Here is a 23,217-nt window from a genome sequence, read left to right as displayed (position 1 = left end):
AAAGATAAGGACCACTGGATGGAGATTGTTGAGCGGATATTCATGGCTGTTGAGGAGGATATATAATGGGTTTCCCAGATCATAAAGGAGCAATATTATGACGGATGAAAAGACAAAGGTTAAATCAGGAGTTACAGTTAGCAAAGAGGCTGTGTTTATTGGAGATTTTGTGTTCAAATTTCAGGGAAATCTTATTAAACAATATATGGAATGGAAAGATGCCTGCAATGGTGATGTGTCGGAATATGAACAAACTGTCAAGGAGCTGATGACCAAACATTACGCATTTTATGGTCAGTTTCAGAAAGAGAATAAATATGTAAAGAGCGGGTCCGTTTTATGGTGTAGCGAAGGAAGTAAATTGACAGCATTTGATATTTTACATGATCATGGGGTGGTGCAAAAGGATGGAACCCCGATAGGGATTTGTACAGACTGTAAAGCAAATGAGAATATATATACGTTTGAAGGCTGTAAGATACCAGCACCGGCCGGATACCCGGAAAGGCCGGTTGTGACAGTAAAGTCTCAGCCTCAGGCTACCTTGCATAAATGTATCCCTATGTTGAATGGAAGCTGGAGTAAGAGCAAGAGTTCTAAAATTAAAATTTGGGATGAATCAACGGGAAAGTATGCTGACGCCGTTACTACAGGAGATTTCCTAACGTGTTTTTATGGGGGGATTATAGAGATCGTAGAGGTTCCAGCGGTAAATGGAACTAAGGGGGAGGCGTACGTTATTTTGGAACAATTAGACAAATTCAATTTTTTCATGGGCAGTTCAGAAGCTGAACGTCAAAATAATATCATAGAATTGAATAGAGTACTTAAGGCTTATGGTATAACGACCGATTTAAGAATCTCATTTTTCTTGGGAGAAGTAAAACATGAATCCAGTGCAGGTGCAAGAATACTTGAGCGTTTTAGTAGTAATTCCTCAGAACAATATTTCAATAATAAATACTCAAACAGAAGTGATTTAGGTAATAAAGGTGGTAATGATGGTGAACTTTTTAGGGGTTCTGGTTATATTCAGATTACAGGCAGATACAATTATCAGAGATTTGCCGATTATGTCGGAGACCAACAAATTATGGTTCAAGGTTACAAGTTAGTAGGAGGCGATTATAACCAGCCTGTTCAAAACATTAAGCCAAGTGATGTAGGCGTTATAGATATAGGGAAATATGCCTGGGAAGCATCTGGATGGTTTTGGAATTATGGAAATCAAAAAATGGGAGATTTAAATTTATATGCTGATCATAAAGACTGGCATTCAGTATCGTCTGCTATTAATCAAAATGATACAGCTTCATTTCCAACGCGAAACAAGAAAATAAACGAGTTCTACAATATTTTAACAGATAAATGTCTTGGATTGCCTGAAAAATAAAACTAGAGTCTAATAAAAAGGTGGTGTGCAATATTAAACGAGTTGCTATAATATTGGTTTTTTGTTTATCTTGTTTCAATCTTTATGCATGTTCAGATAGTAAACAAACAATAGGATATATTGAGGTAGTTAAGGATGAAACACACATTAATGGCTTAGTAATAAAAAAACATATAATTACTGCTGAATATCAGAAAGATGATGGAGTACTTGCTGGTCCTTATTTAAATGCATCGATTAAGTTTCCACAAATATCAGGCATAAAGAATAAATCCGTACAAGGAAATATAAATAAACTATTGAGAGAAATTGCAATGGAAACTTTAAGCTCTAGAAAATTTAGTGAAACTCTAAATCTATTCACTGACATAGCAAATGGTAGATCAAATGAATTTTGGAGCGGTGAAAATAAATACAAAATCCTTTATGTTGGAGAGAATAGTATAAGTTTGAATTATGAAGGAGACAGTTTTTTTGGTGGTGCAAATCCTTCACATATTTCCAATTATGTCACCATTAGTTTGAATAATGGCGTACTTATTCCCTTTACTGACTATTTTTCAAAGAATAGAGTAATAGAAGCTATTAAATTGGAAAAATTTGAATGGATTGAAGGACAATATACAGGTGGCTATAAAGGTAGTGAACCAGAAATAATAAGAGGGTTCGTTGAAGCACTTAAACAGTTGGCAGATGCTAATACAGAAAGCAATATATATAACTCAGCAAGTACTTATAATTTCGCAATAGATGAACAGTTTGTGTATATAAGTTTTCCTTTTGATGATTCTCTTGATGGATATATTACTTTAAAATTCAACCTTAGTGATTTATATATGGCATAGGGATTTGTACTGACTGTAAAGCAAATGAAAATATATATACGTTTGAAGGTTGTAAGATACCAGCGCCGGCCGGATACCCGGAAAGGCCGGTTGTGACAGTAAAGTCTCAGCATCAGGCTACCTTGCATAAATGTATCCCTATGTTGAATGGAAGCTGGAGTAAGAGCAAGAGTTCTAAAATTAAAATTTGGGATGAATCGGTGGGAACGTATGTTGATGCCATTACTACGGGAGATTTCCTAACTTGTTTTTATGGGGGAATTATAAGTGTTATTGAGGTTCCGGGAAACATGAGTAAGGGAAACTATATTTATGTAACCGCAGAGCAATTAAATGCATTGAAATGGTCAGGGGTAACCTCTAGTTTGGTTAATGAATTAAATAGAGTATTAAATAAATATGATATTACAACAACTGAGCGAATTCGTCATTTTTTGGCACAATGTATGCAAGAAACAAACAGGGGGGCTTGGTTAACAGAAGGTGATCATGTAAATTGGGAGAGTCAGGCAGCATATGTAAATTACTATGATACAAAGACTAAATATAAATATAAATATAGAGGTTCAGGATTTATTCAATTGACATGGGATTATGGTTATCAAGCATTCGCAACATATATGATAAAGCAAGACTTTAGCAATTTGGAAGTGGTCTGGAAATCCCCTAACAAAACTGACACTGGATTTTTAGAAAGATATAAAGGTGCTGTCAAAAAGGCAGAGGATAAAGGATATAATATTGATAGATATAAGAACATTGTAATAGAGGGTGCTGATTATGTCGCAAAAGAATTTGCTTGGGAAGCAGCAGGATATGACTGGATGGCGAAGAATCTTAATTCAATTGTTGATAACTTAAATGCAAATGATAAAAATGAGGCAGATAAGGTAACCGCTAAAATTAATAAATGGACTGATGAAGATTCTTATAAAAATAGAAGAGACTACTATGCAGAAACCATCAGTATAATAAAATAATAAGTTTATTACAATATTTGGTGGTACTGAACAACTAAGAAATTATGAAATTTGAGGAGGGATATCTTGCGTAATAAACTATTGATTTTTTTCCTATTTATTATAGCTTTGTGTACTGCATTTCGTTTTCAGAAGACTATTGCAAATGATTCTATTAGTAAAGATGATTCAGAGCTAGAAGATAATACCTTAATAGAAATCGATAATGTAGCTATAAAAAAAGCTTCATTTGTATCAGAAGGTAATATTTCTCAGTTTAAAATAGACTATCCATATTTGGATGATTATTCTCAAGAGATTATTACTAAGATCAATGAACAAATTTTTAATGCAGTTATAACAGAAGATATGCTAGTTTACAAGGGCTATGATGAGGACGTCGATATCACTTATGAAATCACATATGCAAATAATGATATTTTAAGCATACTTTTTTGGGGTTCAAAAAATATAAGCGGCGCTTATGCTGACTATAAAAAGGGAATTACAATAGATTTAAAAAATGGAGAGATCCTTTCATTAGAAGATTTCTATTCACTTTCGGAGCTCCAGACTATAATAAATAATTTGATAGAAACGGAAAAATGTACAGTAATTATAGATGAATTTAATAATACGGAACAAAAAATGCTTGTTAAGTTACACTGTTTGGAACTTTTTGAGAAACAAGAAGGGTTGTACTGCACTGACCGTTTTTATATCAAAAAAAATAAAATTTGCTTGATAGGAGACCCATACCCATCAATGAGGCAATATATACCAGTAGAATTTGAGATTAATCAAACTCCACAGGTGAAAAAAGTTAAAAAGTAATTTTAATCAATGAGTCACTTTTAATGGAGATTTTCTGTCATATTTTTATGAAGAATAAATATTTTGCTCGATGTAGGTTATGGGTATGACATTAATAATATGCCTATGAAACCAGTACAACTTTAAGCTCTAGAAAATTTAGTGAAACTCTAAATCTATTCACTGACATAGCAAATGGTAGATCAAATGAATTTTGGAGTGGTGAAAATAAATACAAAATCCTTTATGTTTGGGAGAATAGTATAAGTTTGAATTATGAAGGAGACAGTTTTTTGGGTGGTGCAAATCCTTCACATATTTCCAATTATGTCACCATTAGTTTGAATAATGGCGTACTTATTCCCTTTACTGACTATTTTTCAAAGAATAGAGTAATAGAAGCTATTAAATTTGAAAAATTTGAATGGATTGAAGGACAATATACAGGTGGATATAGAGGTAGTGAACCAGATATAATAAGAGGGTTCGTTGAAGCACTTAAACAATTGGCAGATGCTAATACAGAAAGCAATATATATAACTCAGCAAGTACATATAATTTCGCAATAGATGAACAGTTTGTGTATATAAGTTTTCCTTTTGATGATTCGATTGATGGATATATTACTTTAAAATTCAACATTGGTGATTTAGATATGGCCTTAATTGTAAAAAAATCAATGTATTTGAAAAAAGTAAAAGGGCTTGACGATTCGTTGATTATGTCAGAAAGTCAAAAAGTATTGTAAGTACATATACGGCATTAATGTATAGAGATCATAGAGGTTACTAAGGTGATTAGATCTAAGGGGATGGGGAATGAGTATCTAACTCTTAAACAAATGAAGAATTTGGGATGGAATAAAATTCATTGTGGTTATAAAGTGATTGGCACAGGAAAAGATAGTCCTATGAATGATATGTCAAGAGATTGTAGAGGTTCCTATGGTGAATAGAACTAAGGTGACGGGTAATAGTTATATCACTAAACAAAACTTAATATACATAGGTTGGAACACAGATGAATAATATCTAAATGATGAAATGGTGAAAGAACTTAATTCAATGTTGGTTAAATATGGTATTACAAAATCAGAGCAAATATATCATTTCCTATCACAAGTCATGAAAGAGTCTGACGATTGTTACAAAAAAGGTTTAGTCGATGGGGTTATTAAAATAGGAAGTAATACTTACATTTCAAGTAGTTATGAAGGCAGAAAGGACTTGGGAAATACTCAAAAAAGTGATGGTATATTGTTTAAAGGAGCAGACATATACACTGACATTTTTATAGAATATCCTCAAATAAAAAACATGGAGTTACTCGAAATAGAGATGAAAGTTAATAAGTTGCTTAAGGAAAAAGCTGTTTTAATATATAAAGACAAAGATATTGAGGGATTAAATTTACCAATAAAGACTAAAGTGGAATATTTTAGCTCGGATATTATCTCGGTTAAATATACAGGTTATGGGTAATATTTTGGTGCTATAAATGGCACTAATATAATGTATGCTACATATGTAAATCTAAGAATCGGTGAAATAATGGATATTCACAATTTGCTTACTGATTGTTTTCAAGAAAAATTAAGTAGAAATGTTTTTAAGTTTAATGGTAGAGGGAAAGTGAGTGAAGGAGAAATTATTGATCCTAATTCTCTTGAATATGGATATGTTAATGGAGACGAAAGTTTAATTTTGGAAATGTTTAAAAATTACTATTACAATAAGGCAATTGATAAATTTTACTTTAATGAGAAATATTTTAATAAAATTGCGGAAACTCCAAGTGGTCCAACAACATATATAGAATTGGCAGCTAGTTATAATGATTTGAAGGATTGTATGAATTATAATGGCGGATTTTGGAATGAAATCCTGAAGTTTAAGTAAAACGAAATATCAGCACGGCTAGAGGACGGGGCAATTGGCATGAAGGTAATATGCGTGATACATATAGATTTTTTTTCATCAAGAGCCGGTTTTGATTTTACAGCACATGTTTTATTATGTTGAGCGGATATTCATGCTGTTGAGGAGGATATATCATAAGCTTTCCTAGATTATAAAGGAGTAATATTATGACGGTTGAAAAGACAAAGGTTAAATCAGTAGTAACGGTTACCAAAGAGGCTGTGTTCATTGGAGATTTTGTATTCAAATTTCAGGGAAATCTTATTAAACAATATAAGGAATGGAAAGATGCCTGCAATGGTGATGTGACGGAATATGAACAGACTGTCAAGGAGTTGATGGCCAAACATTATGCATTTTATGGTCAGTTTCAGAAAGAGAATAAATATGTAAAGAGCGGGTCCGTTTTATGGTGTAGCGGAGGAAGTAAGTTGACAGCATTTGATATTTTACATGATCATGGGGTGGTGCAAAAGGATGGAACCCCGATAGGGATTTGTACAGACTGTAAAGCAAATGAGAATATATATACATTTGAAGGCTGTAAGATACCAGCACCGGCCGGATACCCGGAAAGGCCGGTTGTTACAGTAAAGTCTCAGCCTCAGACTACCTTGCGTAAATGCATCCCTATGTTGAATGGAAGCTGGAGTAAGATCAAGAGTTCTAAAATTAAAATTTGGGATGAATCGGTGGGAACGTATGTTGATGCAATTACTACGGGAGATTTCCTGGCTTGTTTTTATGGGGGGATTATAAGTGTAGTTGAAGTTCCGGGAAACAAGGGATCAGGTAAGGAATATGTCACTGCTGAACAACTTATAGCAATTGGTTGGAGAGAGGAGGTAGTTACAACTGAGATGATTAAAGAATTAAATAGGGTTCTAGCAGAGTATGACATCACTGATATAAATAGTATTCGACATTTCATTGCTCAAGCTAGCCATGAATCTGATGATTGGAACAAAAAGGGATATGGTGATGGTTTGGTAGAAATCGGCTCTAAATCATATTTAGAGAGTAAAAAGTATTGGCCATACATTGGTGCTGGATATATTCATCTAACATGGAAGTATAATTATCAAAAATTCAGTGATTATTTGAAAGAAACAAAAGGGCTTGACGATCCGTTAATTATGTCAGAAGGTCCAAAACGTATTGCAAGTACATATGCTTGGGAAAGTGCAGCATTTTTTTGGAGTGTATTTACTAATGCAAATGAAGTGGCAAGTCACGAAAAAGTAAATCCGGATAGATTATCTGAGATTGTGAATATATATGACACAAAGTCTTTTCCTATAAGAGCAGATATTTATTATAACAAGGTTGTACCAAATATTAAATAATTATTTAAGATATATTCTGCATACTATAATCTATTACAAGAAACAAAAAAACAAGTACTATTTAATATAAATTAATTGGTATATTTCTTACTTAGAAGTAAAGGAGTTTGATATGAATAAAAGAGTATATGTCATCTTGATAATTTTCGTTTTATCAGCCTGTGCCTGTAGATCAAACTCATTCGTTAGCTCTTTGGATAATACTACAAATAGAACTACTCCAGAGTTTAATAAAGGATTGGATAAAGAATTAATTGAGAGTAAAAGTGAAATTGAAGCCGTACAGCTTGGAGAGTTTGATATTAGTACAAAAAGTTACGATAATTCAGATGTTATCAAACAAATTAATATTAATATTTCGTATCCTGAGATATCAGGTCTGTCAACTATGAAATTGCAAAATAAAGTTAATACACTAATAAAAAAGACTGCATTAAAACCGTATAACAACATTGTTAAAACTAACAACGGAATAGTTCAAGGCACCGAATGGACCGTAGATTATACAATAGAATATGCAACGAACACTGTGATTAGCATTAAATTTGAAGGATATCTTTATGCTCAAGGAAATGCTAATGGTATCAATTGGGTGTATTCTGTGAATATTGATTTAACATCTGGAAAAAAAATTACTTTTGTTGATATTTTTCAAGATTCTTTTAAAGAAAAATTAGATTATCGTTTTTTTAAATGCATTGATGTGGACACAATAGGAGCTGAAGAAATTGCTTTAAAAGAAATATTTGATAATTATAAAAGCAACTTTGAAATGAATGATGATAATTTTTATTTTACTAAGGAAAAATTTATTATTATATTGCCTATTGGAGATTATTACCGATTTTCTTCGGACTATAAAGACTTAAAGAGTTCTATGAGAGAAGACAATTTAATCTGGAGTTCCATTTCAAACAATAATTGATGACATAGAGATTGTAGAGATTACAGTGGTAAATGGAATTAAGAGGGCGGGGAAGATTGTAACTCTTTGTTCTAAAGGCTTAAATATGATTGCTTATTTGGATAGTAAAGAAGACTGGAAACGACTAATTAAGCGAAACTGTACCGCGTTTAATTTATACAATTTTCATGGATAGTTGAGAAACTGAACGCCAAAACAATTTTGTATTGATTTTGAAGTTGTACAAGGGAGGATAAGATGGATCGAAGGAAGGAAATGGAAGAATATTTAAAAGATTACAGGACGGAACGGTTGAAAATAAAGAAAATTTATTTAGAAAATAACCTTATAAAACTAGAGTCAGCATTTAATGAAAAGCTTAATATATTAATAGCTGAGCAACTGCAGCGACAAAAAGAAGACAATGCGGTTAAACTGAAAAATATTTTTTTGTGTCGCTTAATCAGCAGCGGCTATACAGAAAGTTATGAGGTAATACTCGGAATGAGTAGTGATATGCTATATATGGATGAGAAAAAAAGTATGGTTTATTGGTATCCAGAATTGGTTTATGAAAATATAGTTCGGGATTTTGATGCAGTTGAAAAATTATTACGAATAAAATTTTTGAGATTGGAGGACTTTGAACTATTTTTTTTGAAACAGAAATTATTATATGATGATTGGACTCTGCTTCAGGAATGTTTCCGCAATTTATTTAAACAAGCGGTTAGTTTGATTATGGATAGCCCACTGCGATTAGAAAACGAATTTCTAATATTGAGCGGAGATTATATGGATAACTTAAAGATTATAGATCATAAGGTGACAGAAAGGAGAGAAGAGTAATGGGAAAAAAACAAAGTTCTTTTCATATGGGAAATGAGTTTAATGGATGTGGGGATATAACTTATTTAAAAGGGACTCAATATGGAACTCATCTTCCGCTAGCCCAGGAGAATGTTCAGCTTTCACCAGATTTCAGAAACTGTTTATTAAAAGTTCTGGGAAGCGTTCCGGTGGTAATCGATCCGGCGAACATGAATCCTGTCTTGTCATCCTTGTTGGGTTCCATGGCCAGTGTAAATCAGGTGCTTATGACAAAAGATGCAGCAACAGGTAATTATGTTGTTCAATTTAATGTCATAAGTCAGGATTTTACAGATGGAGCTTATCCATATTATTTTGAAATACTGGACAATAAGGTACCTGCTGCCATGGGAATAGCTAGTCAATGGGTACCATATGGGGCACCGGAAGGTGCAAAGTGGAAATATTATAAAGATGGGCATTATGTAAAAAGTGACTGGGTATTTATAGGCAAAGATAAGGCATGGTACTATCTGGATTCAGATGAATATATGGTAACAGGCTGGAAGGAGATAGAAAAACGCTGGTATTACTTTATATCGAGCGTAGTGAATGGGCGCGAAACAGCCGGACATATGGCGCTTGGCTGGATGCAAATAAAAGGTTTGTGGTACTATCTGAAAGAGGAAGAGTCAGCCGGATATATGGTAACTGGTTGGAGAGAAATAGGTGGTAAATGGTATTATTTCAAGACAAAAGCAGAGGCTTCTAATGGTAATGACTATGGATATACAATTACCAACACGTGGTTGGAATATAAAGGAAAATGGTATTATTTTAATTTGAAAGGGGAAATGGTTACTTCCAAATTAGTATATTGGAAGGGTAAGAACTATTTTCTGAAAGAAGATGGGAGTATGGCGGTTAATGAAGTTGTCGTTGACCCGGTATCAAAAAAGAAATTTAAAGCAGATGAAAATGGGGTATGCAGGGAGATTAAAAATGGGGTTATTAAGATTGCTTTGAGCGATTCTAAGAGGTTTGTGGAGATTGTTGATGAAGAAGGTAAAAAATATTATGGTGGGAATCAGGCATGGTATAAATGGCCGAATGATAAGAAAAAAGAGAAAGTTGCTCAAGAGGGAGGATGTGGAACAGTAGCATCTGCCAATATTGTGGCATATTTGGCAAGGCATAATTCAAAATATAAAGAGATGTATGCCTATTCAGATTATACAAAGGCTAATTTTTTATTACATATGGAAGACATGTATGAATATGTTACTCCACGCCACATCAAAAGTCAGCCTTTGGGTGTATGGCCTATTGGTATGATGGAGGATGGTATCGAAAAATTTGCGAGAGACAGAGACGTGGAACTTCATGCAGTAAGTAAATACCTTTATTCATTCACTCGTGAAACTATAATTGATTACATTAAAGAAGGTTTAGAAAAAGACTCTCCCGTAGCAATGCTGATTGGAACAGGTGGAAGCAACAACGTAACTATCACAGAACCAGATGGAAGTGAAATATCAGGTAACTCGTTTAAGTTACACTGGGTAACAATTACAGAGTTGGAGGTAGATGAAATCAACGATACGGCAAAAGTGAAGGTATCCTCATGGGGAGGCTGGGGAGAAGTGGATTTAGATGAATATATACAAAATGAAGGGGTTTACCAAGGACTGTTATATTTCGAGTAATAATATATTAAAAGTTATATGTTGCGATAGATATCGTAGTGTCGGGGCGTTTAGCCCCGTGACCACAAATTAAGAATAGGAGGAAAACCTATGGAGTATTTCAACCTAACCCCTTTATTGCTATTAGTAACAATTTTTTTTCTAATTTGTGCTTTTTTATTGATGACCTTTATAAAAGTAAAGAGAAGCCGAATCTGGTTTTTGATTATTGCGGTGGTTATTATAGCAGGTGTAAAAATCCATGACCGGATTATAAATTCGGTGTTTTATGGGTTTGAAACAGAAATGTGTAGGACATATTCAGAAATAAAAAACATAGAGTTGCGTATTATCAATGGAGGAAGTGTTTGCATAATAGATGTCGATCTAAAAGAGGAGATAGAAGCTGAAGAAGTAGAAAATATATTTATTGAAGTATTAAAAAGAGTTAATCAAGATCCAATGTCAAGCTATTTAAAAGGTAATTCTAATCGTAAAAATAAGCATTGGTGTTATTTAACAATAAACTTTTTTAGAGTAAGCCAGGGTAGATTTGAGTCAAAGCTATATCAGCATTCAGATTGGTTTACAAAGGAAAATCAGAAAGAGCAGACATGGAGAAATAGTGATACTGGTAAGGAATATCATTATTCAGATTATATAGAATGATCGTTTTTTCTATGTGTTCTTGCTTATTTGATTATAATGGAATAAATAACGAGTGAAAGTATCCTTATGGGGGCTGAGGAGAAGTTAGTTTAGATGAATATATACAAAATGAAGGGGTTTACCATGGACTGTTATTTTACGATCAATTATATCTTAAAAGTACGTTCAGCTCAGTGACTGCGAGTTTTGAACAGGAGAAAAGCTTATGGAGTATTTTAATTTAATTCCATTACTTATAGCTGCAATGATTTTTTTAATGATTAATGCTATTTTATTGGTTTTTTTTATAAAAGTAAAGAAAAGTCGGACTTGGTTTTTTATTATCGTGTTGATTATCATAGCCGGAGTCAAAATCTATGACCAGACTCTAAATTCGGTGTTTTATAACTTTAAAGAAGAAATTTGCAGAAAATATTCAGGAATAAATAATATAGAATTAGGTATGAGTTATGGAGGGCGCTTTGGATCAATAAATGTTTACATAGAAGAAGAGATAGAAGATGAAAATATAGAAAATATATTTATTGATATACTAAATAAAATTAATAAGGAACCAATGTCAAGCTATTTAAAAGGTAGTTCTAATCTCAAAAATAAAAGTTGGGTAATTTTTGACATAGAATTTTATGGAAAAAATTATATAAGATTTACTTCAGGGCCATATCCTCATTCAGACTGGTTTACAGAAAAAAATCAACAAGAGCAAATGTGGGAAAACAGCAAAACAGCAAAAAGGTACTATTATTCAGATTATAATGGAATAAATAATGAGTGAAAGTATCCTTATGGGGGATGAGGAGAAGTGGATTTAGATGAATATGTCAAAATGAAAGGGGTTTACCAAGGACTGATGGACGTTCAACCCAGTGACTACGAGTTTTGAACAGGAGTAAAGCTTATGGAATATTTCAATTTAATCCCATTACTAATAGCAGCAATGATTCTTTTCATGATTTGTGCTATTTTATTGGAACTTTTTATAAAAGTAAAGAAAAGCCAAATTTGGTTTTTGATCATTGTGTTGGTTATCACAACTGGTGCAAAAATCTATGATCAAATTATAAACTCGGTGTTTTATGGGGTTAGAACAGAAATGTATAGGGAATATCCAGAAATAGATAGTTTAAAGTTACACATAAGTCAAGGAAGACTTTATTCAATGGAAATTGTTCTAAAAAAAGAAATAGATGCTGAAAAAGTAGAAGATATTTTCGTTAAGATTTTAAAAAGAATTAATAAGGAACCAATGTCAAGCTATTTAAAAGACCGTTCTGTTTGGGTTGAGTTTCATGTAAACTTTCGGGGAGCGGTACGGGAGGATTTTGATTCAGGACGCTATTCGTTTTCTGAATGGTTTACGAAAGAAAACCAACAAGAGCAGACATGGCATAATAGCAAGACTGGAAAAGAATATCGTTATTCAAATTATATAGAGTAAAGAATAAGTGAAGGTAACCTCGTGGGAAGGTCGGGGCGGAGTGGATTTAAATGAATATGCAAAAAGGTAATGGCTTTATCACGGACTGGTATATTTTACTCAGTATGTGGATTTTTAAATGATGCAATTGTTATATTAAAGATTAAACGAATGATTAAGGGGAATATAAATGGACAAATATGGATATGTGTTAAACCGGCAGGAAGAAAAGGTTTCAGACAAACGCTATCACAAAGCAGACCTGGAACTGATGACGACATTCCAATTGCGTGAAATCTGCCGGAAGGAGAAAATCATCCAAGGAGTTTTAGATCCAATGGATAAAGAAGAACTGATCCGGGTTATCTTAAGGTACCGGGGGGCGGATGAATACTTCCTGATCCAGAAACAGGATGAGAATGGCCTGCAGGCTCTGGAAGGGGTGCTTCGGGGAACAAAACTTCAGGAAAAGCAGGATATCAGACTGCAGTGCAGTTCCAGGATTGTGGCTTATGAAGGGCTTGCAATCGGTTTCTATGACGGTCTGACGCTGCCTTATGACAAGGAGCTGGCTGGTACCAATGTCCTGGTAGTAGGGGGAGATATGACAGTCTGTGCAATCTTAAATCTAATGCCCATGGGGGATCGGACAGACTGCCTGCACTTAGTCAAAGCTGCAGAGATCACCTGCCGGGAATCCAGTGTCAAGAACTACAGCCTGTACTGTATGGGGCGGCGGGAATCGGAGATGCTTTATGATATTTATAATGGAAGATATAGTTATATGCCGGAGCATATGGAGGTTTACCGGGTCCAGCTTCTGGATTTTGATGTAAGGAAGCCAGTTCCTTTATCCATGCCCATAGCCATGGATTTTGGAACCACCAATACGACAGCCGGGGTCTATCTGGATAACCAGTATTTTGAGAAAGCCGGGGTGAATGACGGGGAAAGAGGACTAAAAGAAAATGATATTAACTATGCCCTGTTCTACGATACCTCCGGAGACTGGCAGGAAACCACCCTGTTTCCCAGCGTGGTAGGAGTACTTTCCGTAGAAGCCGGGAGACCGAAGTTTCTGTTTGGATATGAGGCCATACGCCTGGCAGATTCCAGCTATATTGACGAGGGTTTCTGCGTATTCTATGACATTAAGCGTTGGATCGGAGACTATGAAAGGCAGGAAGAAATCACAGACTGCCAGGGGAGAAGGGGATTTGTTTCCAGAAAGGAAATCCTGAAAGAGTATTTTGACTATGTCATTCAAGCGGTAAGAGACCGGTTCAAGTGTGAGGTCCAGACAGTACATATTTCCTGCCCGGTGAAGCAGAAAGCCCGATTTCAGAAATTGTTCGCAGAAATTCTGCCGGACTATGGAGTGGAAGGAAAGGACATGATCGACGAAGGCGTGTCTGTTTTGTACAACACTATATCCGAAATGATCCGGAAAGGGACCGTGGAAGAAGGGGAAGAGTATAAGGCTCTGATTATTGACTGTGGCGGCGGAACCACTGACTTGTGTTCCTGCAGGTTCCGGATTTGGGACAGGCGCATGGCTTATCGGGTAGAGATTGACACTTCTTATGAGAATGGGGATACAGATTTCGGGGGAAATAACCTGACCTATCGGATCATGCAGTTGTTAAAAATAGCAATCGTGAATCGTCTGTATACGATGAAATTGAATCAGGAAGGGCATATTCTGGCTGGTTACGACATGGATGTATTCCGTTACGTAGACCAGCACGGTACGAAAGAACTTTATAGGGAACTGGAGAAAAATTATGAAGAAGCGGAGGAATTTCTACCCACCCGTTTCCGTGAATATGAGAATAGGAGCAGGGCCGATTATTATAAGGTAAAGAACAACTTTTATTTTCTGTTCCGCCTGGCGGAAACAGTTAAGAAAGAGTTTTACGACCATGTGGGAACATTAAGGACCGTGTTATCCTCCCAGCCGGTAAAGGATGATACTGTAACCTGGATTTCTGTGGACAAGTGGAAGCTGTCCGGATATACGGAAAGAGGGCTTGAAACCATTAAGGAGTTCCCGGCAGTATATTTCAGCGTCTATGAGCTGGAATTATTGTTAAAGGGAGATATCTATGGGCTTATCCGTCAGTTTATGGAACCAATGTATGAGGAGGATAAACTGGGTGAGTATTCTATCATCAAGCTGACCGGACAATCCTGTAAGATCGACATATTCCGAGATGCCTTAAAGGAGTTCGTGCCGGGAAGGACGATCCAGTTTAAGCGCAAGAGCGGAGATCAGACGAAGAATTTTGAATTGAAGATGACCTGTGTGGATGGGGCACTCCGTTATTTGAAGGATAAGAAGTATGGATTTGCAGAGATTGCCATCCATACTGGGGAATCGGCCCTGCCTTACCGGATCACAGCCTTTACCCACAATGGGGAAGAGGTGGAACTGATCCGGCATCTGGAACGGAACAGCCGGAGCGGAATGATATCCAGGAATATGGAAGACTTAACACTCAAGCTGTATTTAAAAGACATGGAAGGAAAAGATCGGTACCAATATACCTGCCACAGTTCCCTGGCTGATTTTGAAGAAAAGAGTTATGAGGAAATTAAGGAGAAACACGGGGAACATATCCTTCAGGCAGACACGGATGATATTGTGGAAAATGAAGTAAAGTTCTTCATATGGGCCAGGCCCATGGACCTGACATTTTCGGTAGTACCGGTATACCGGAAGATTGGAAAGCTGTATCTTGGAGTAGAAGAAGAGTTCTATTTTGAAAATGAAAAATGGGTTCAGAACTTTTTTGATGGGATGAAATAAGGAGGAGCTTATGCAGAATCTATATCCATTGTTTGAACGAAACCGTATATTAAAGAAAGAATTGCTATGGTCACTCCGGGATTATTCCTTTGCACATCTCCAACTGGAATATCAGGAATATAGCCAGGGAATCCTTCGGGGCTGCGATATAACAGTACGAGGTGATAAACTGGTAGTCAGTCCGGGAATTATAAAATACGGACCGTTTATCTGCTTGATGATGGAAGAAGAAACGATTGAATATACTCCATTGGAGCAGATGCAGTTTTTGAAAATAAAAGCAGAGATTGACCGGTCTTCTCCTGATTATATCGCGTACCGTACAATGCTTTTACTGGATCAAAATGAAGCAAAAGACGAAGATGAATTTGAACTCTGCCGTTTTCATTTAAGGAAAGGGGCGCAGCTAAGGAGTCAGTACACAGGCTTTTCAGACATGATAACCGGGTATGATACCATCAATTTGATTTATGGGACCTGGGGAGGTCTGGGAGGAGGAAGTATGGCTCCCGCAATTTCAAGATATTTTGCCAGAACTGTTCTGGAAAGCGGAAACAGTCAGCCAGAGGACCGGTCATTTGCATATCTTTGCTTAAGTCAGCCAGGAGCAGTACCGGTCCAAGCATTAACTGCCTATGTCAGACACCGGAGCAGGGGCGGATGGGATAAGGCAATGGATAACCTGTCTCTCTACCAATCCATGAGTACCATAATTGATGAGATACAAAAGGGTGAGGAAAAAGGCATAAGCAGCAGGAAGGAAAGACGCAGGATACTTGTGGATTAAGCCAACCAGCCAGAAGAGGGAAGTGTATTTGATGAAGGTTACATCGGGAACTCTTAAATTCGATACATATGGTATATGCCAGCTAGGGGCCAAAGAAACTGAAGTTAAATGGGAGCGGTTGGAATTCTTACGGGGCATGTTCCTGCCTGTTAATTTTGAGGTGTTCCTGTTTTGAGAGCACCATTTTGCGATTATTGACGTGGAAGGCACTATGGAGTTTGATGAGATGGTGTTGATTTAAAAGATAGAGAGAAGTAAAAAACAGTACAAATAGGATAGAAAGATAAGTGTTATAAAAGAGGGGAGATATTTAGTGAAATATTTTGTACTCAGACCAGATGAAAAATTCTGTGATGGGCCAATTTTGGGGAATCAAAAAAATGCATTTGATCTTAATTGGATATGCAGAGAGCATTTTTATAAAATACCAAAGAGGAATATTATTCCGGTTTTTACAGCAAAAGATACGATATTTCCATCAATCATAACATCTCCATATGTTTTGGTATCAGAAATGGTCAGATCTGTGTTTGAAATGTATGGAGATAGGATTTTGGCAAAAGATGTTGTGTTAGTGGATTCCGTGAAAGGTTGCATGAAACAATATTTTATGGTTGTTTTGGAAGAATTAACTGGAGAGGTCGAGACTGAAAAAAATGTTGGAGGTTTAAAAAAGACTTTTATCCTTAAAAGTGAAGGAAGACCTTTAGTGGATAGAAATATTTTTATGATGGAATTGGATAGGCGTAGAGATATTGTCATTAATCTGGATTTAGCAGAAAGTATTTTACGGCGTGATGCCCATGGAATTAGTTTGGAGGAGATTGAACTGAAAGAAAGATAAAAGAGAGGAATTAAAAATGGGGGAACCAAGAAAAAATGATCTGAGTCTTTTCGTGACAAAATACCACAGGAGTTCTATATGGTTCAAGGGGTGAAAGTTCAATTTGATTTTGGGTCAAAGCCTAGTGTAATAAATTTACCGTTTGATCAAGGAACATATGTTGGAGATCTAGAGGGCATGGTTCTTTTTTATACGATTTACCTCTGTTCTGATAACTGTCCAGCCTCCGGATAATATTTTGTATGGATATGAAAAATAGGTGACAGCATGATTATTTTCACAGAAGCAGCCGAATCTGATTACTCTACATAAGACAAAGTTTCTTTAACATTTATTGCAGATAAGAAAATAAAAAAAGAACTGAGCAAATGCTTTAAATTAATATTTTGACAATTTATTTGAAAGATTAAAAAAGGCAAGACAAAGGTATACGCTTTACCGCATTAGATAAAATCTGCTAAGTGCTGAATGGTGAAGTTGAAGATATTTTGGAATACTTAACGCTTTATACGTTTGATGTTAAACCCGAAAATCGAATTTGGAGGCAATATACATGCCATGTAGGGAAACAAAGTAATCTATAAATCTAATAAATCATCAGAAACAAAGGAGTAAATATGGGCGAGAGAAGAATAGCAATTAAACCATTTGAAATGATTTCTATATTAGATTATGTGGGAATACAGGAAGTGAATGAACACGGAATTGTAAAAGTTAAAGGGCTGATCCGGGCAGAGAATAAGGAAGAATATATCAGAATGGCTGCTGGAGAAACATGGGTACAGATACTGGCATATGATGACAATGGAAATGAAAGCATCCTGTTTAATGGTGTACTTACAGATTTCAGCATTCAGTCGGCAGGGAACGGTTGTGTTATGGAACTGATTCTTTTTACAGGTACAAAGCTGATGGATTATAAAAAACATATCAAAAGTTTTCAAAAAGAAAGTTATACATACAAACAAACAGTGGAGATATGTAATGAAAGTTATTCTCAGTCAGGAGTGATTATGACGGAAGGAAAAGACAGTTTCCTGCCTGGTTTTGTTCTGCAGTATGAAGAAACAGACTGGGAATTTCTGAAAAGAATTGCAAGTTTTCATAATACGGTAATTGTGCCAACATGTAAGGTAAAAGGAGAAAGATATTTTTTTGGATTGCCAGATAGAAAGGTAATGATTGAATTTGATACAGAAGACTACACAGTCCGACAGGAAGCAGAAGAGTATACTCGTAAAAGTGCAGGAGGGATAAATATCGGAAAGGCAGATGCTGTCAGTTATATCGTAGACAGCAGGGAGTTCTTCGAATTAGGGGATAAGGTATCATTTCAAGGCATGAACTTATATGTGGCTAAGATTCAAACATCATGGTTGGGAAATGAGCTGTCACATAAATATTATTTAAAAACTAAAAATGGGCTGAAAGTGATTAAGTCATACCTTGACTATATTATTGGACTGTCGTTGTTTGGAACTGTGACTGCGGTTAAAGATGAGCGGGTGAAAGTTTCTATCAGAGATGATGAAAATCCACAAAGTGGAAACCGGTGGTTTTCGTATTCCACAGTCTATTCCTCACCAGACGGCGCTGGCTGGTATTGTATGCCTGAAACAGGAGATACAGTGAGACTGTATTTTCCGTCAGAGGATGAAACAAATGCATATGTAATCAGTGCATTTCAGGAAAATCAGGGGGATGGGATAAGAAGAAATCCAGATAACAAGATTTGGAGAAATAAAAAAGGGAAAGAAATCCGCATAACGCCAGATCAGATTCTAATTACCAATAATAAAGGAATGTCTGTGGAACTTTCTGACCGGAAAGGGATCAAAATCGTAAGTGATTCCTCAGTTTCTATTAAAGCAGCCGATGACATCTGTATCAACAGTATGAATGCGGGAGTAGAATTGTCTGCTTCGAACAGCATTGTATTGAGACAGGGAGATACTGTGATGAGAATGGCAGATGGAATCTCCTTCAACGGTGCAAAAATTAATCTGCAATAGGATGGTGGAGTATGAATATAAGGATTAATCAGGAAATTTCATTGGAAACGGAAATTCCATTTCTATCAATTCAAGAGTTTCTTATGACATGGGAAATAAATAAACATTCAGAAGTAAATATATCAGGAATTATAAAAAGCAGTAGCAACAGGCTGTTAAACCATGATTATTCACAGGGAGAAATAAAGCTTATAATGGTTGGAAATGGAATGGAAGAAGCTTCTAAAGTACTGTTTTGCGGATTAGTTGAAACGTTTGATTGGAAATACAGTCATGGTGTAACACATATGATGGTAAAGGCAATATCTGCATCTGTACGGTTGGATGATAAGAAAACCAGCTGCTCATTTCAGAATCCAAACAAATCATATGCAGAAGTGGCCAGAGATATAAGTAATTTGGCAAATGGGCAGGTAATATCAACTACGGTAAATGAGAAAATAGAAAAGCCGGTTATTTGCTATAAAGAAACCATTTGGGAATTTGAAAAAAGATTGGCGAGCCTGCAAAGCAGTTATATTATTTCAGATGTAGTAACTGGTCGTCCGAACATTTGGTTTGGAATGCGCAGAGGAGAAGAAATTAATGAGAAAGATCCGGATTTAAAGGTAGAGATTAAAAAGAATTATGCGGATGGAGAAAAAGGAAGAGTGATTCGACGTTTTTGCATGGAAAGCAGAATCAGTTATTCATTGGGAGACTGGCTTCTTATTTGTGAAAAAAGGTGCGTAATCTATAAAAAAATTGTAAGACTGGAACATGGGGAAACCCGGTTTGTCTATTGGCTTTCGGAAGAGAAAGATTTAAAGACAGAACCCTACTATAATAGTAGATTTACAGGCATGGGATTGATAGGAACAATTGAAAAGACGAATAAAGAAACATTCAGAATCCGATTTGATTTGGATAACAAAAGAGGAGATTATTCTTATACCTGGAGACCGGAATCAGGAAATTCTTTATATGCTATGCCAGAAGAAGGCAGCAAAGTAGAGGTGCAGTTTATGAATCATGATGAGAAGCAGGGAATTGGCGTCAGGTGTTTGCACAGCCTGAAAAATCAGGATGCGAACACCGAAAATAAGTTATTTGAAACATCTGAGGTAAAAATTGGCTTATTTAATGACAGCATCGAACTGGCAACATCAGAGGAATCACTGAATATACTTGATGATTCCGTAATAGATATAGAAGGAGACAATCTGGCAATTAAATCTAGTGGAAAAGTAAAATTATATGCTAAGAATATCAGGTTATCTGCTTCTACTGAGGTCAAAGCACTTACGGGTTTGCAATAAGGAGATCAGATATGATGGAATACGATGATGAGCAGATTATTGCTGTAAAAAAACAAATGAAAGCCCTGCAGACTGCTAACTTAAAAGAACAGGGAATTTACATTGGAGAAGAATATTTTAAGTTTCAGTCAGTTCATATTTTTGATAATGTCAGTATTTACTTGCCGGAAAGTTTTATTGAAATGCCAGATAAAATAAGAAAAATGAAATATCCATCTGATAACCGGCCTGATGTAATTAAAACGAACTTAAATACAAATATCAATTTTGCATTTAATTGGCTGGATAATTTAAATTGTATCAATCAGGGAGAGGAGTTGTCTGGACAGATAAAAGATGTACTTATTAAAGCGAATCCTTCATTTGTTTTTTATGAAGAACGTAATGGAAAAACCTACAGTGGAAATATAATTAAAATGTTTGATTTTAAAAGCTATGGAATTGACGAACAAATGTACAATATGATGTGCACTATATCATTTCATGGCGGTATATTACATGGTATCTTTAATTGCCTGGACAGAGATTCCGAGGATTGGAAGGAGGTTGCATGGCAGGTATTTCAGACATCTATGGAATCAGAACAAAGCAGCGACCGTTAAATCAGTAAAATAGCCAATGGAAGGAGATCGTATGGTAGAAGAGAACAGGAAGATAAGCAGCTTGGATACGCAGGAAATAAGCTATCATCTTTCTGCAAACCTGGAAAAATATCTGGAAAGGTTTGAGAAAATCGAAAAGAGAGAAAGGACTTTTAACTTTTGTGCCGGATTTTTCACAAATTCCTGGATGGCCTATCAGTTTATGCTTCCAGAATGTCTAATTGCTTGGTCCATAGAATTTGGAGCACAGTTTTTCATAAGTATGTGGTTGCTATATGGTAATGTAAATGACAGGTATTTGTCTGTAAAAATAAGATTGGGATTTTATTTGTTTTGGATATTAAAATTTATTTTATTTGGATTTTTTGGTGACAGATGGCTGTTTAAAAGTATAAAAGTAAGAATTAGAAAAGCTCGTGAAGGTAAGGTTGGATTGGTCTCCTATATGACAGCTTCCGAGAAGGCAGTCGTCTTTCGGGGTGTTTCAGTGGTAGTGTGTTGGATCATCATGCTGCTTTCGGAGCAATGGCAGTTATTTCTCATTGATCTGATTGTATATTGATGGAAAATATAAGGAAATGTCTTTTATTGATAATTGAGAGGGAATTTTATGGAAGAAAAAGAGATTCTTAAGCAGATGGCGGCAAGCCAAACCTTACAAAATACAGCTAGTGAATATGTAGTAAGGGGAGCAATGATAAAGTGTTCCAACGGAGAAAAAACTGCAGTGCTCAATCTACCGGAAGATCATGGAGCTTACATACAAGGGCAGCCGCAAATTAATGTGCAGGATAGTAAAACAGCAAATATTCATGGATTTGGAACATGCAAAATGACCGATAAAAAATGTACTCCTGAGCTGTCAACTTGGCTAAATGGGAGCAATGAAAACCAAATGTTTGATAAAAACACTCTGAAATATGAAAGCGCTGTTCCTTTTCGTGATTCCTATTGTATTTGTATGAGACAGGGGGGAATTGTAGAACCGATTAATTCGGGTCAGGTTATTCGTAATCCGGTTCCGAAAAAAGTATATATTACGGATGACCGAACTGCTATTGTAGTTAATGATATACGGTTTGATATATATAATCCTAATAATGAAATGGTTTCTGATACTGTGACAATTAGGCCAGTTGAGGAGTGGTATACGCTTATGGAATATACTATGACTGAGAAAGAGTTTAGCTTGTCACAGGCTTTATTGGGAATTCACTTTGACTTAGAAGATTTTACTAGAGAAGAGGTTTCACAATATGCAAATCAAACAGTTAATTATTCAAATGGTAATACAAAAACAGAAACTTCTAAAATAACATTTGTGCCTAAACATACATCATCAGGCAGTAAAGCTGGAAATGAAATATTATTTGCAGAACTTGCCTGGTTATCTAGTAATATTTTACAGATGTTTGCCGATGCAATTGAGTATACTCATGTAACTTTCTACTTTCAAAAGGCAAGTACTGGAAAGCGTAGAGTGGTTTTGCTAGGTGGTACAAAGTCAGATTATTGGAAGTATATAAATTATGGATTCTATGAAAGAGAAAGAAGTTATTTGTATGATATTGTGCCTGAAAATTTAACAATTAAAACGAAAAATGAAATGAAAGAAACTGTAAAAGCGTTGATTAAAATATATCTTGAGAAAGTTGAACGAGGACTATCTAATGCAAAATTATTAGTCAGTAAAGAAGAAATGATATTAAAAGATAATGAATACTATGATTTGATTTTATTTTTATCAAATAAAAGGGAATGTAATGTACATCATGTTATTCTTTATCCCAATAATGGTAATATGTGTCAAAAGTTCATTACTCATCCAAAGGAGTCATTAGCAATTGTGAAGCGAATGGGAATTTATCCGTTTGGTAAAAGAATTAAATTGATCGAATTTATACATGATACAGATACAGATCAAGGAAATCATAAGTTTTGGGAAATCTTTGATAAAGTATTAGAACAACAAAGCTCAAGTGATATAATGCCTAAAGTAAGCGTCCCATCAAATGCAACATTTAGTTTTGAAAATTTAAAAGATGAGATTCCGAAAAATGCAAAACCAAAGTCGATATTTAACTTGATAACGATTAAAGGGTAG

The 23,217-nt window shown here is 35.4% G+C and carries 22 protein-coding genes; all 22 read left to right on the top strand.

Going from position 1 to position 23,217, the window contains the following annotated elements:
* The first annotated feature begins 97 nt into the window (after nt 1–97).
* The 22 genes from AC27IJ_RS10285 (at nt 98) to AC27IJ_RS10180 (ending at nt 23,217) form a co-directional block, all read left to right on the top strand.
* The gene (locus AC27IJ_RS10285) at nt 98–1,393 is read left to right on the top strand and encodes a PAAR-like protein (protein ID WP_487148704.1); all 1,296 of its coding nucleotides are present in this window, start codon (nt 98–100) and stop codon (nt 1,391–1,393) included.
* Nucleotides 1,394–1,446: 53 nt separating this feature from the next.
* Nucleotides 1,447–2,238 (top strand): PdaC/SigV domain-containing protein, encoded by a 792-nt coding sequence (locus tag AC27IJ_RS10280; protein ID WP_487148702.1) that lies wholly within the window; start codon nt 1,447–1,449, stop codon nt 2,236–2,238.
* A 92-nt stretch (nt 2,239–2,330) separates the two neighbouring features.
* The gene (locus AC27IJ_RS10275; RefSeq protein WP_487148700.1) at nt 2,331–3,218 is read left to right on the top strand and encodes a hypothetical protein; all 888 of its coding nucleotides are present in this window, start codon (nt 2,331–2,333) and stop codon (nt 3,216–3,218) included.
* 66 nt (nt 3,219–3,284) lie between these two features.
* Nucleotides 3,285–4,031, top strand: coding sequence for a hypothetical protein (locus AC27IJ_RS10270; protein WP_487148698.1), 747 nt, complete (start codon nt 3,285–3,287; stop codon nt 4,029–4,031).
* A gap of 272 nt (nt 4,032–4,303) precedes the next feature.
* A complete protein-coding gene (locus AC27IJ_RS10265) occupies nt 4,304–4,759 on the top strand; it encodes a hypothetical protein (protein ID WP_487148696.1) in 456 nt (151 codons plus the stop codon).
* A gap of 298 nt (nt 4,760–5,057) precedes the next feature.
* Complete coding sequence (locus AC27IJ_RS10260; RefSeq protein ID WP_487148694.1) at nt 5,058–5,492, top strand: hypothetical protein; 435 nt, start codon at nt 5,058–5,060, stop codon at nt 5,490–5,492.
* Nucleotides 5,493–5,642: 150 nt separating this feature from the next.
* Nucleotides 5,643–5,909: a hypothetical protein gene (locus AC27IJ_RS10255; RefSeq protein WP_487148692.1), complete on the top strand. Its 267-nt coding sequence runs from the start codon at nt 5,643–5,645 to the stop codon at nt 5,907–5,909.
* A 188-nt stretch (nt 5,910–6,097) separates the two neighbouring features.
* Nucleotides 6,098–7,276, top strand: coding sequence for a PAAR-like protein (locus AC27IJ_RS10250; protein ID WP_487148690.1), 1,179 nt, complete (start codon nt 6,098–6,100; stop codon nt 7,274–7,276).
* Between the two features lie 112 nt (nt 7,277–7,388).
* Nucleotides 7,389–8,201 (top strand): PdaC/SigV domain-containing protein, encoded by an 813-nt coding sequence (locus AC27IJ_RS10245; RefSeq protein ID WP_487148688.1) that lies wholly within the window; start codon nt 7,389–7,391, stop codon nt 8,199–8,201.
* Between the two features lie 237 nt (nt 8,202–8,438).
* The gene (locus AC27IJ_RS10240) at nt 8,439–9,029 is read left to right on the top strand and encodes a hypothetical protein (protein ID WP_487148686.1); all 591 of its coding nucleotides are present in this window, start codon (nt 8,439–8,441) and stop codon (nt 9,027–9,029) included.
* Nucleotides 9,029–10,696 carry a hypothetical protein gene (locus AC27IJ_RS10235; RefSeq protein ID WP_487148684.1) on the top strand — a complete coding sequence of 556 codons (1,668 nt, stop codon included), beginning with the start codon at nt 9,029–9,031 and terminating at the stop codon, nt 10,694–10,696. The genes AC27IJ_RS10240 and AC27IJ_RS10235 overlap by 1 nt, the downstream gene beginning before the upstream one ends.
* Nucleotides 10,697–10,786: 90 nt before the next feature.
* Nucleotides 10,787–11,344: a hypothetical protein gene (locus AC27IJ_RS10230; protein ID WP_487148682.1), complete on the top strand. Its 558-nt coding sequence runs from the start codon at nt 10,787–10,789 to the stop codon at nt 11,342–11,344.
* 205 nt (nt 11,345–11,549) lie between these two features.
* Nucleotides 11,550–12,119, top strand: a complete 570-nt coding sequence (locus AC27IJ_RS10225) for a hypothetical protein (RefSeq protein ID WP_487148680.1) — start codon at nt 11,550–11,552, stop codon at nt 12,117–12,119.
* 123 nt (nt 12,120–12,242) lie between these two features.
* Nucleotides 12,243–12,782, top strand: coding sequence for a hypothetical protein (locus tag AC27IJ_RS10220; RefSeq protein WP_313260159.1), 540 nt, complete (start codon nt 12,243–12,245; stop codon nt 12,780–12,782).
* 169 nt (nt 12,783–12,951) lie between these two features.
* A complete protein-coding gene (locus AC27IJ_RS10215; RefSeq protein WP_487148678.1) occupies nt 12,952–15,570 on the top strand; it encodes an Hsp70 family protein in 2,619 nt (872 codons plus the stop codon).
* A gap of 10 nt (nt 15,571–15,580) precedes the next feature.
* Nucleotides 15,581–16,357, top strand: a complete 777-nt coding sequence (locus tag AC27IJ_RS10210) for a hypothetical protein (RefSeq protein WP_487148676.1) — start codon at nt 15,581–15,583, stop codon at nt 16,355–16,357.
* 313 nt (nt 16,358–16,670) lie between these two features.
* On the top strand, nt 16,671–17,201 hold the full coding sequence (locus tag AC27IJ_RS10205; protein WP_487148674.1) for a hypothetical protein: 531 nt from the start codon (nt 16,671–16,673) through the stop codon (nt 17,199–17,201).
* Nucleotides 17,202–17,818: 617 nt separating this feature from the next.
* Nucleotides 17,819–19,213: a phage baseplate assembly protein V gene (locus AC27IJ_RS10200; protein WP_487148672.1), complete on the top strand. Its 1,395-nt coding sequence runs from the start codon at nt 17,819–17,821 to the stop codon at nt 19,211–19,213.
* A gap of 11 nt (nt 19,214–19,224) precedes the next feature.
* Nucleotides 19,225–20,511 (top strand): hypothetical protein, encoded by a 1,287-nt coding sequence (locus AC27IJ_RS10195; protein WP_487148670.1) that lies wholly within the window; start codon nt 19,225–19,227, stop codon nt 20,509–20,511.
* Between the two features lie 11 nt (nt 20,512–20,522).
* Nucleotides 20,523–21,113 carry a hypothetical protein gene (locus AC27IJ_RS10190; RefSeq protein WP_487148668.1) on the top strand — a complete coding sequence of 197 codons (591 nt, stop codon included), beginning with the start codon at nt 20,523–20,525 and terminating at the stop codon, nt 21,111–21,113.
* A gap of 31 nt (nt 21,114–21,144) precedes the next feature.
* Nucleotides 21,145–21,675: a hypothetical protein gene (locus tag AC27IJ_RS10185; protein ID WP_487148666.1), complete on the top strand. Its 531-nt coding sequence runs from the start codon at nt 21,145–21,147 to the stop codon at nt 21,673–21,675.
* Nucleotides 21,676–21,723: 48 nt separating this feature from the next.
* A complete protein-coding gene (locus tag AC27IJ_RS10180; protein ID WP_487148664.1) occupies nt 21,724–23,217 on the top strand; it encodes a DUF4280 domain-containing protein in 1,494 nt (497 codons plus the stop codon).

Source organism: Lacrimispora sp. YZC11, assembly GCF_057543815.1.
The sequence above is the reverse complement of the archived record's forward strand: the minus strand, read 5'-3'. Positions and strand labels throughout refer to the sequence as shown.